8 protein-coding genes and 1 pseudogene are annotated in these 9,190 nt (G+C 59.7%); 3 read left to right on the top strand and 6 right to left on the bottom strand.

What is annotated here, in order from left to right:
• A partial coding sequence (locus tag J5M72_RS24000; RefSeq protein WP_207867290.1) for an acyl-CoA dehydrogenase family protein occupies positions 1-237 on the bottom strand: 237 nt, incomplete at its 3' end.
• Positions 238-483: 246 nt separating this feature from the next.
• On the opposite strand from J5M72_RS24000, the gene J5M72_RS23995 reads away from it, so the two are divergent.
• Complete coding sequence (locus J5M72_RS23995) at positions 484-1,380, top strand: GlxA family transcriptional regulator (RefSeq protein ID WP_169432702.1); 897 nt, start codon at positions 484-486, stop codon at positions 1,378-1,380.
• Positions 1,381-1,442: 62 nt separating this feature from the next.
• Here the strand turns inward: J5M72_RS23995 and zapE are convergent, their stop codons facing one another.
• The 3 genes from zapE to J5M72_RS23980 all read right to left on the bottom strand — a co-directional run bounded on the left by zapE (position 1,443) and on the right by J5M72_RS23980 (position 4,637).
• On the bottom strand, positions 1,443-2,537 hold the full coding sequence (gene zapE / locus J5M72_RS23990) for a cell division protein ZapE (RefSeq protein WP_085606932.1): 1,095 nt from the start codon (positions 2,535-2,537) through the stop codon (positions 1,443-1,445).
• Between the two features lie 90 nt (positions 2,538-2,627).
• Positions 2,628-3,983: a tryptophan--tRNA ligase gene (locus J5M72_RS23985; protein ID WP_169431868.1), complete on the bottom strand. Its 1,356-nt coding sequence runs from the start codon at positions 3,981-3,983 to the stop codon at positions 2,628-2,630.
• A 24-nt stretch (positions 3,984-4,007) separates the two neighbouring features.
• Entirely contained in the window at positions 4,008-4,637 is a 630-nt protein-coding gene (locus J5M72_RS23980) for an alpha/beta fold hydrolase (RefSeq protein ID WP_169432703.1), read from the bottom strand.
• A gap of 144 nt (positions 4,638-4,781) precedes the next feature.
• On the opposite strand from J5M72_RS23980, the gene J5M72_RS23975 reads away from it, so the two are divergent.
• The gene (locus J5M72_RS23975; RefSeq protein WP_039766275.1) at positions 4,782-5,216 is read left to right on the top strand and encodes a DUF1043 family protein; all 435 of its coding nucleotides are present in this window, start codon (positions 4,782-4,784) and stop codon (positions 5,214-5,216) included.
• 67 nt (positions 5,217-5,283) lie between these two features.
• Here the strand turns inward: J5M72_RS23975 and J5M72_RS23970 are convergent, their stop codons facing one another.
• Complete coding sequence (locus J5M72_RS23970) at positions 5,284-6,018, bottom strand: OmpA family protein (RefSeq protein ID WP_065261680.1); 735 nt, start codon at positions 6,016-6,018, stop codon at positions 5,284-5,286.
• A 114-nt stretch (positions 6,019-6,132) separates the two neighbouring features.
• Positions 6,133-6,777 carry an MBL fold metallo-hydrolase gene (locus tag J5M72_RS23965; RefSeq protein ID WP_207867288.1) on the bottom strand — a complete coding sequence of 215 codons (645 nt, stop codon included), beginning with the start codon at positions 6,775-6,777 and terminating at the stop codon, positions 6,133-6,135.
• Between the two features lie 203 nt (positions 6,778-6,980).
• On the opposite strand from J5M72_RS23965, the pseudogene J5M72_RS29205 reads away from it, so the two are divergent.
• Positions 6,981-9,190 (top strand): annotated as a pseudogene (locus J5M72_RS29205) (calcium-binding protein); the annotation flags it as partial.

The following is a 9,190-nucleotide window of genomic DNA, read 5'->3' as shown; positions in this document are numbered from 1 at the left end:
CCCCACCTCCTCGATGACCACAGCGCTGTACAGGAAGTCCGCCCCCAACCCACCGTATTCCTCCGGCAGGTGTGAGCAGAGCATCCCCGCCTCCCCCGCCTTGTTCCAGAGTTTTCGGTCGATGCAGCCCTGTTTTTCCCACTGAGCATGAAACGGCACCGCCTCTTTTTCGAGGAATGTTCTTACGCTGTCGCGGAACAATTCGTGCTCGGAGCTGAACAGGGTTCTGGGGATCATGCGACACCTTTTCTTTATTGTTGAAGGGATCAGACCTTCAGAGACTAAGCCTCGCTACCGATACAGGACACTGGACACATCCGACAAAAAATAAGACGATCCAGCCGTCTGGTGACCACTTTCCCTTATAAAAACAAAAGTTGAATTATGTCCAAGCAAGTCTCCACGCCCTTGCGGCGCGTCAGCATCCTGGCGATCGACCGGGTTTTCGCTTCCACCCTCATGCAAGCCAAGGATTTCTTCCATCTGGCCAGCCTGCGTTACGGCAAACAACTGGGCCACGGCCTGACTCCGGCGTTCGAAACCCGCCTGGTCAGCCCCGACGGCAAACCGGTGAACAGCTTCAGTGACGTGATCATGCCGGTGGACGGCGGCCTGGAAAACGCCGATGTCATCATCCTCCCGGCCTTCTGGGACGATTTCGATACGCTGTGTCGGCGTTATCCTCAGATCCTGCCGTGGCTGCGCGAGCAGCATGCCCGAGGTGCGGTGCTATGCGGCGAGGCCACCGGGGTGTTCTGGCTGGCCGAGGCCGGCTTGCTCAACGGCAAGGAAGCGACCACCTACTGGCGCTTCTTCAACGCCTTCGCCGAGCGTTTCCCGCAGGTCTATCTCAATCAGGACAAGCACCTGACCGACGCCGACAACCTGTACTGCGCCGGCGGCACCACTTCGGCCTGCGACCTCTATATCTATCTGATCGAACGCTTCTGTGGTGCCAATGTGGCGCAAGCCGTAGCCCGCGACATTCTTTATGAAGTGCAGCGCAGCTACTCACCGGGCCGCATTGGTTTCGGCGGCCAGAAGCTGCACCAGGACGTGATCATCCTGCAGATCCAGCACTGGCTCGAAGAGCATTTCGCCGACAAGTTCCGCTTCGAAGATGTGGCCCGCGAGCACGGCATGAGCATCCGCAACTTCATGCGCCGCTTCCAGACCGCCACCGGTGACAAGCCGCTGCACTACCTGCAACGGCTGCGCATCGAAACGGCCAAAGGCTTGCTCTCCGGCAGTCGCAAAAGCATCAAGACCATCAGTTACGAAGTCGGTTACGACGATGCGAGCTTCTTCGCACGGTTGTTCCGCCAGCACACCGAATTGTCACCGAACCAGTACCGGCAGCAGTTCCAGCAAGCTGCATGACGATTCGACCAGACACAAAAAAGGGCCTGCATCTGCAGGCCCTTTTTGTTTGCCGAATCCGCTCAGGGCTTGTGTGCCCGGGACAGGAACTCGTGGGATTGCATCTCCAGCAGACGGCTGAGGGTGCGCTGGAATTCGAACGTCAGGCGCCCGCCGGTGTACAGGTCTTTCAACTCGACTTCGGCAGAAATGATCAGCTTGACGTTACGGTCGTAGAACTCGTCGACCATGTTGATGAAGCGACGGGCGATGTCGTCGGTGGTGACGCTCATCTGCTCCACACCACTGAGCAGCACGGCGTGGAAGATCTTGCCCAGTTCGATGTAGTCGTTCTGGCTGCGCGGGCCGTCGCACAGTTCGCGGAAGTCGAACCAGGCCACGTCATCGCAGGTGCGCAGAGCGCGGATTTCGCGGTTTTCGATGATCAGTACATCGTTTTCCACGGCAGCTGTGCACTCAGGCGTCAGCGCACGGAAGCTCTTGCGCAGGCTTTCGTGGGCGGCTTCGTCGAGCGGGAAGTGGAACAGCTCCGCTTGTTCGAGGTGGCGTAGACGGTAGTCGACGCCGCTGTCGACGTTGACGATCTCGGTGTTCTGCTTGATCAGCGCGATGGCCGGCAGGAAGCGCGCGCGTTGCAGGCCGTCCTTGTACAGACCGTCCGGCACGATGTTCGAAGTGGCGACCAGGGTCACGCCATTCTTGAACAGCTCTTCCATCAGCGTGCCGAGGATCATGGCGTCGGTGATGTCGGAAACAAAGAATTCATCGAAGCAGATGACCCGCGACTCCGTCGCAAAACGTTTGGCGATGATGGTCAGCGGGTTTTTCTCGCCGCCGAGGGTTTTCATCTCTTCGTGCACGCGCTTCATGAAGCGGTGGAAGTGAGTGCGGGTCTTTTCCTTGAATGGCAGGGCTTCGAAGAAGGTATCCACCAGGTAAGTCTTGCCGCGACCCACGCCGCCCCAGAAGTACAGGCCCTTGACCGGCGTCTGATCCTTTTTGCCAAACAGCTTGCCCAGCAAACCCGGCTTGTTCTGCTCGGCCGCGATCAGATCGTCGTACAGGCGCTGCAAGTGACGCACGGCAGTTTCCTGCGCCGCGTCATGGAAGAAGTCCGGGCGTTTCAGATCAGCTTGATATCGTTCTAGGGGCGTCATAATTCGTTAGCAAGGCAACAAAAACGGGCCGTCACTGTAGCGATGGCCCGTGGGAATGGCAATCGGCCCTTGGTCGGGCCGGCCCGTTGATTATTCCTGCGCGGGTGTCAGAGCGATCCGCAGAGCCTCGACGGCCGCGTCCCGCGCAGCCACGTCGGCGAACGCCGGGCTGTCGCCGACACACTCGCCTTCCAGCCAGACACTGAAACTCAAGTCTTCGCTGCGTACATCCAGTGCCTGACCCGATTGCAGCTGCTTGGTCACCTGACCGGCGGTCTTGCCGTCGGCAAAGTTGCGCGACAGCAGCAATTGCTCGCCATCGGCGGCCAGCAGACGGAAACGGAAGCTGCCGTCGTCTTCGCGGAAGCTGACGAAACGCGCGGCTTTCGCAGCTTTCTTCTTGGTGGTCGCGGCCACCTGAACCTGATTGACGAACGAACGCAGGCCGACCGCTTCGCGCAACTCGTTGAGAAATGGCGTCGCCACTGCACGGGCCTTTTTGGCCCCGTGTTGCAGGATGTCTTCCAGGTCCGCCGGGCGTTCGATCAACTGGTGATAACGCTCGCGGGACTCGCCCAGTTCGTTGTCGAGCAACTGGAACAGACGGTTCTTCGCCTCCCCCCAGCCCAGACCGCCCAGCAGCTCGCTGCGGAACTCGTCGGCCTGCGCCGGCGTGGCGAACGCCTGGAACAGGGTGAACAGGTGCGAGTTGTCCGGATCCTTGGCTTCGCCCGGCGCACGGGAGTCGGTAACGATCCGCGAGATCGCGTCCTTCATTTCCTTGGCGCTGGAGAACAGCGGAATGGTGTTGTCGTAGCTCTTGGACATCTTGCGACCGTCCAGGCCCGGCAATGTGGCCACGCTTTCCTCGATCAGCGCTTCGGGCATGGTGAAAAACTCCTTGCCCTGGCCAAACAGGTGGTTGAAGCGCTGGCCGATGTCGCGGGCCATTTCCACGTGCTGGATCTGGTCGCGCCCGACCGGCACCTTGTGCGCGTTGAACATCAGAATGTCCGCCGCCATCAGCACCGGGTAGCTGTACAGGCCCATGGTGATGCCGGCATCCGGGTCTTCGCCGGACTCGACGTTCTTGTCCACCGAAGCCTTGTAGGCATGGGCGCGGTTGAGCAGGCCCTTGGCGGCAACGCAAGTCAGCAGCCAGGTCAGCTCGGGGATTTCCGGGATGTCGGACTGGCGGTAGAAAGTCACGCGATCCACATCCAGGCCACCGGCCAGCCAGGTCGCGGCGATTTCCAGGCGCGAGCGCTGAATGCGCAGCGGGTCATCGCACTTGATCAGGGCGTGATAGTCGGCCAGGAAGTAGAACGAATCGGCGTTCGTGTCACGGCTGGCGACGATCGCCGGGCGGATGGCACCGGCGTAGTTGCCCAGGTGCGGGGTGCCGGTGGTGGTGATGCCGGTGAGGATGCGGGTACGGTTCGTCATGGGTAATCGCTTGTCAGACTGCAATCAATTCGAGAGACGCGGCAGGATCAGATCCTTGAGATCGGTCAGCTTGCCATGAAAAAAGTGTCCGCATTCTGCCACTTTCAGCAGCTCATGGGGGCGCTGGAGTTTGTCGGACCAGTCGTAGACCAGTTGCGGATCGATCACTTCGTCGGTTTCCGGCTGGATGACAGTCAGCTCACCCTGCTGCGGCAGTTGATCCTGATCGCCCAGACGCATCACCGCCGGCGCCACCATGAACAGATGTTTGAGGTGCAAACCCTGCTCTTCGAGACGACCGCCGAGACTTGCTGCAACAAATCCACCGAAGGAGAAACCGAACAGGGTCAGCGGCAGATCCGGGTGTTTTTCCCGAAGCCACGCGGCGGCAGCCTGGGCGTCATCGACTTCACCGCTGCCCATGTCATGGGAGCCTTCGCTGGCACCGACGCCGCGGTAGTTGAAGCGCAAGGTAATCAGGCCCGCGTCGCGTGCGGTGCGCTGCAGGGTCGAGACGACCTTGTTGAGCATGGTGCCGCCCTGCACCGGGTTGGGGTGGCAGATCAGCGCGATGCCGCGTGGCTGCTCATTCTCCAGATACAGACTCTCTAATTGACCCACCGGGCCATCAATCACTACAGGGGTTTCACGCATCAGCAAGGAAGGAACTCCGTGACCTCGAATCGGGTCGACTCGTCTAGCAAATTGTCTGTGCCAATCTATTGCGAGTGAATCGCGGTATACAGCGCAGGTTCGAGCCGTTAACGTAAAGCAAAGCCGTTTATAGAGGAAGGACTCGTGGAACACTCGCTCTTAGTTTGGTTGTTACCGACTCTTGCCCTGGTTGTGGGTGTCGCCATTGGTTTCCTGATCGCACGCGTTGCGCCGAATGCCGCGCCCAGCCGCACACAGCGTCAACTGGACGACATTCAGGAACGTTTCGACAGTTATCAGAATGAAGTGGTGACCCACTTCAACAGCACCGCCAACCTGGTCAAGAAGCTGACCCAGAGTTACCAGGAAGTGCAGGATCACCTCGCCGAGGGCGCCAATCGCCTGGCCCTGGACGAACAGACCCGTCAGCGTCTGCTGGCCTCTCTGCACTCCGAAGCGGCACAGGCTCCACGGGAGCGCCTGACGCCACCACGGGATCAGGAACCGCCGCGTGACTACGCGCCGAAGACCCCGAACTCGCCCGGCATGCTCGATGAGCATTACGGTCTGAAGAAGTAATCAGTCTTCGCACCAACAAAAAGCCCCCGGACAATCACTTGTCCGGGGGCTTTTTTGTACCTGACGGTTACGGATACTGCTGAACCGTACCCGGCTGTTGCTGTTGACCACCGTACTGCTGGCCCGGGATCGCCTTCAGGTTGACCTCGACGCGGCGGTTCTGTGCCCGGCCGTTGACGTCACCGTTGCTGGCAATCGGATTATCCGGACCGGCACCGCGGGCGCTCAGGTTGGCACCGCTGACGCCTTGCGAGGTCAGGTAAGTGGCCACGCTCTGTGCACGACGCTGGGACAGGTCCATGTTGTGCTGACGGCTGCCGGTGCTGTCGGTGTAGCCGACGATTTCGATCTGGTTCTGGTTGAACTCCTTCAGGGAGTTGGCCAGGTTGTTCAGCGGTTGATAGAAGCTTGGCGCGATGTTCGCCGAATCGGTGGCGAAGGTGATGTTGCCCGGCATGATCAGTTTGATCTGGTCACCCTGACGCTGCACCTCTACACCGGTGTTGGCCATGCTGGCGCGCAGTTTCTTCTCCTGCTGGTCGGCGTAATAACCGTAACCGGCAGCGGAAGCACCGACGACAGCAGCACCGATCAAGGCGCCCTTGCCGCGGTTGTTGTGGTCGATGGCGGCACCGGCCAGCGCACCGGCCAGTGCACCGAGGCCACCGTACTTGGCGGTTTTGCTCATGCCCTGAGAGCCACCGTCGGCCTGACCCTGATTGTCATATGGGTTGGGCGAGGCGCAGCCGGACAGTACGGCTACGGCAGTAGCGACAATAATCAAACGACGCGTGGTGAACATGGAGAGCTCCTACATTTTGCATTCTGTGGTGCAGCGGCCATTGGCAATCGGCCCGTGCGGGCGTTGGATCATGACAATGCACAAAAATTCCGCCGGGCACCCGTGACAAAATGTTTAGGCACGCACAAACGGGTTCTCGCGCATTTCATCCCCCAGTCGCGTATCCGGACCATGCCCGGCCACGACGGTCGCGTCTTCATCCAGGGTATACAGCCGCTGCCTGATCGATCGCACGATGGTCGCCTGATCGCCGCCCCACAAATCCGTGCGCCCTACTCCGCGCCGGAACAACGTGTCGCCGGCAATCAACAGCTTAGCCTCGGAAAACCAAAAGCTCATGGAACCGGGTGTATGCCCCGGCGTATGCAGCGCCACGCCACAGCCACAGGCCAGCTCCTCATCGTCGGACAGCCAGCGATCAGGCGCCGGAACCGGGGTGTATGGCACACCGAACATCTGGCACTGCATCTCGAGGTTGTCCCACAGGAACTGATCCTCTTTATGCAGGTGCAGGGTTGCACCGGTTTTTTCCTTCATCTGCCCGGAGGCCAGAAAATGATCGAGATGGGCATGGGTGTGGATGATGCTGACCACCTTCAGGCCCAGCGCATCGAGGCGCGCCATGATCAGATCGGGATTGCCGCCCGGATCGACGACGATGGCTTTTTTCGTGATCGGGTCGCCGATGATGGTGCAGTTGCACTGCAACGGGCCGACGGGAAAGGTTTCGCGAATCAGAGCGGGCTTGTCGACGGTCATGAAAAATCCTGGACGAACGGCAGTGGGTATTGTTTCAGAATTCTACTTCACAGGCCGATACAGATCGCCCGGTCAGTTATTTGGCGTCAGCGATCAGAAAAATGATGGCTCATTGATGTCAAATGCACTGTTTCTGGTGCAAAATCGCATTTTTTTGTAGCGGTCGCATTCAGGAAGGGCCGCAGCGCACTCAGGAAATCCGCATGCCTAGCCCAACTGGTTATACCGTAAGCCTTTATTCCAAACTCACCGGCAATAAAGCAGTCGACAGCCTGCTGTCGGGAACCTACTGGGCAGGCGTCAATTGGCCCTTCGACGGTCCGACCAAGCTGACCTACAGCTTTATCGAGCCCGGGACATCCTATTTCGCGACCAACTACAGCGCGGACAACGAATACCAATCCATCTATTCGCTGACCGGCTATCAGAAGAACGGCATCACTGCGGCACTTGCCACCTGGAGTGCCGTGGCTAACATCAGCTTTACCGAGACCACCGACGACATTTCCAATGTCGGTGACCTGCGGTTCGGCGGTTACGGCTTGATGGGCAATCAGGCCGCTGCCTGGGCTTATACCCCCTCCACCGCGCCGCGCGGCGGGGATGTCTGGATTGGCGAGCCGACCACCGACTACCCGATCAAGGGTACCTATGACTACATGACCTACATCCACGAGATCGGTCATGCCCTGGGCCTCAAGCACCCGTTTTCCGCCAGCGCGACGAACACCACACTGCTCGACCCGTCGCTGGACGATGTCCGCTATACGGTCATGAGTTACGACAACAGCTATTCGTCCCAGCCGACGACACCGATGGTGCTGGACATTCTCGCCATCCAGGCGCTGTACGGCGCCAACATGAACTGGCAGACCGGCGACAACGTCTACTCGTGGCAGGCCTACCGGCCGGTATTCGAAACCATCTGGGATGCCGGCGGCAACGACACGATCGATGCCAGCTCCCAAGGCAATGGCGTCACCCTCGACCTGAACGAAGGGGCCTACAGCAGCCTGGGTCTGTATCTCGAGCACCACGCCGACGGCACTGTCTATTCGTTCAACAGTGGCCTGGCGATTGCCTTTGGCGCCAAGATCGAAAACGCCACCGGCTCCACCTTCGACGACATCCTGTACGGCAATGCCCTGGACAACGTCCTCAATGGCAATACCGGCAAAGACTACATGTACGGGGGCGCCGGCAACGATATCTATGTGGTCGACAACGTCGGTGATGTGGTCATCGAAACCAGCACCGTGGCTGACGAAATCGACACCGTTCGCGCATCGGTCAGCTACACCCTGAGCAGCAACCTCGAGAATCTCCAGCTCACTGGAAATGCCAGCGTCAATGCCGTGGGCAACAACCAGAACAACGTGCTGACCGGTAACGCCGGCAGTAACGTACTCGACGGTATGGGAGGTCTGGACACAATGATTGGCGGCGCCGGCAACGACGCCTATGTGCTTGACCAATCTGGCGAACTGAACCTGATCAAGGAAAACGCCAACGAAGGTAGCGACACGCTGATCCTCGCCTACGACGTGCAAGGCAACACGCTGATCGACCTGAACAGCAGCACGCTGAGCAATTTCGAGCACGTCACTCTCAAAGGTGTCGGCGCATTCGACGTGCTGGGCAACGCGCAGGACAATTACCTGTTCGGCAACGCCTCTGCCAACACTCTCCAGGGCGGCGCAGGCAATGACTTGCTCGACGGCGGCGTCGGCAACGACACACTGATCGGTGGCACGGGTAATGACACCTATGTCATCGACAGCCTGCAGGACTCGGTGATCGAACAGGCCAACGAAGGCCGGGATCTGGTTCGCACCTCCGTCACCTACACCCTCGGCGCCAACCTCGAGGAAGGTGAACTGGTGGGCAACGCTGCACTGAACCTGACCGGCAATGAACTGAACAACGTTCTGACCGGCAACTCGGGTGACAACCTCATTGATGGCGGACTCGGTGCCGACAGCCTGATCGGCGGCCTGGGCAACGACACCTACATCGTCGACAACCTCGGTGACACCATTACCGAAACCAGCACCCTGGCCGGCGAAATCGACGCGGTGTGGAGCTGGTTCAGCTGGACCCTCGGCGCCAACCTGGAAAACCTGTTCCTCGCAGGCCCGGCCAATCTCAATGGCACAGGCAACGAACTGGCCAACTACATGATCGGCAACTCTGGCGCCAACGTCCTCGACGGCGGTCTGGGCGCTGACAAACTGATCGGTGGGCTGGGCAACGACACCTACATCGTCGACAACCTCGGCGATACCATCACCGAAACCAGCACCCTGGCCGGTGAAATCGACACCGTGCGCTCATCCGTGGACTGGCGCCTGGGCGCCAACCTGGAAAACCTGGTGCTGACCGGCAACGCTATCAATGGTACCGGCAACGAGCT

The organism is Pseudomonas sp. 58(2021), from assembly GCF_017491585.1.
Lineage (GTDB): Bacteria > Pseudomonadota > Gammaproteobacteria > Pseudomonadales > Pseudomonadaceae > Aquipseudomonas > Aquipseudomonas fluorescens_BT.
This window is presented reverse-complemented; position numbering and strand designations above follow the sequence as displayed.

What these genes read in the sequence shown, in the direction of transcription:
- zapE (WP_085606932.1), bottom strand. Translation starts at nt 2,537, where the DNA reads ATGACGCCCCTAGAACGATATCAAGCTGATCTGAAACGCCCGGACTTC.
- J5M72_RS23985 (WP_169431868.1), bottom strand. Translation starts at nt 3,983, where the DNA reads ATGACGAACCGTACCCGCATCCTCACCGGCATCACCACCACCGGCACC.
- J5M72_RS23980 (WP_169432703.1), bottom strand. Translation starts at nt 4,637, where the DNA reads ATGCGTGAAACCCCTGTAGTGATTGATGGCCCGGTGGGTCAATTAGAG.
- J5M72_RS23970 (WP_065261680.1), bottom strand. Translation starts at nt 6,018, where the DNA reads ATGTTCACCACGCGTCGTTTGATTATTGTCGCTACTGCCGTAGCCGTA.
- J5M72_RS23965 (WP_207867288.1), bottom strand. Translation starts at nt 6,777, where the DNA reads ATGACCGTCGACAAGCCCGCTCTGATTCGCGAAACCTTTCCCGTCGGC.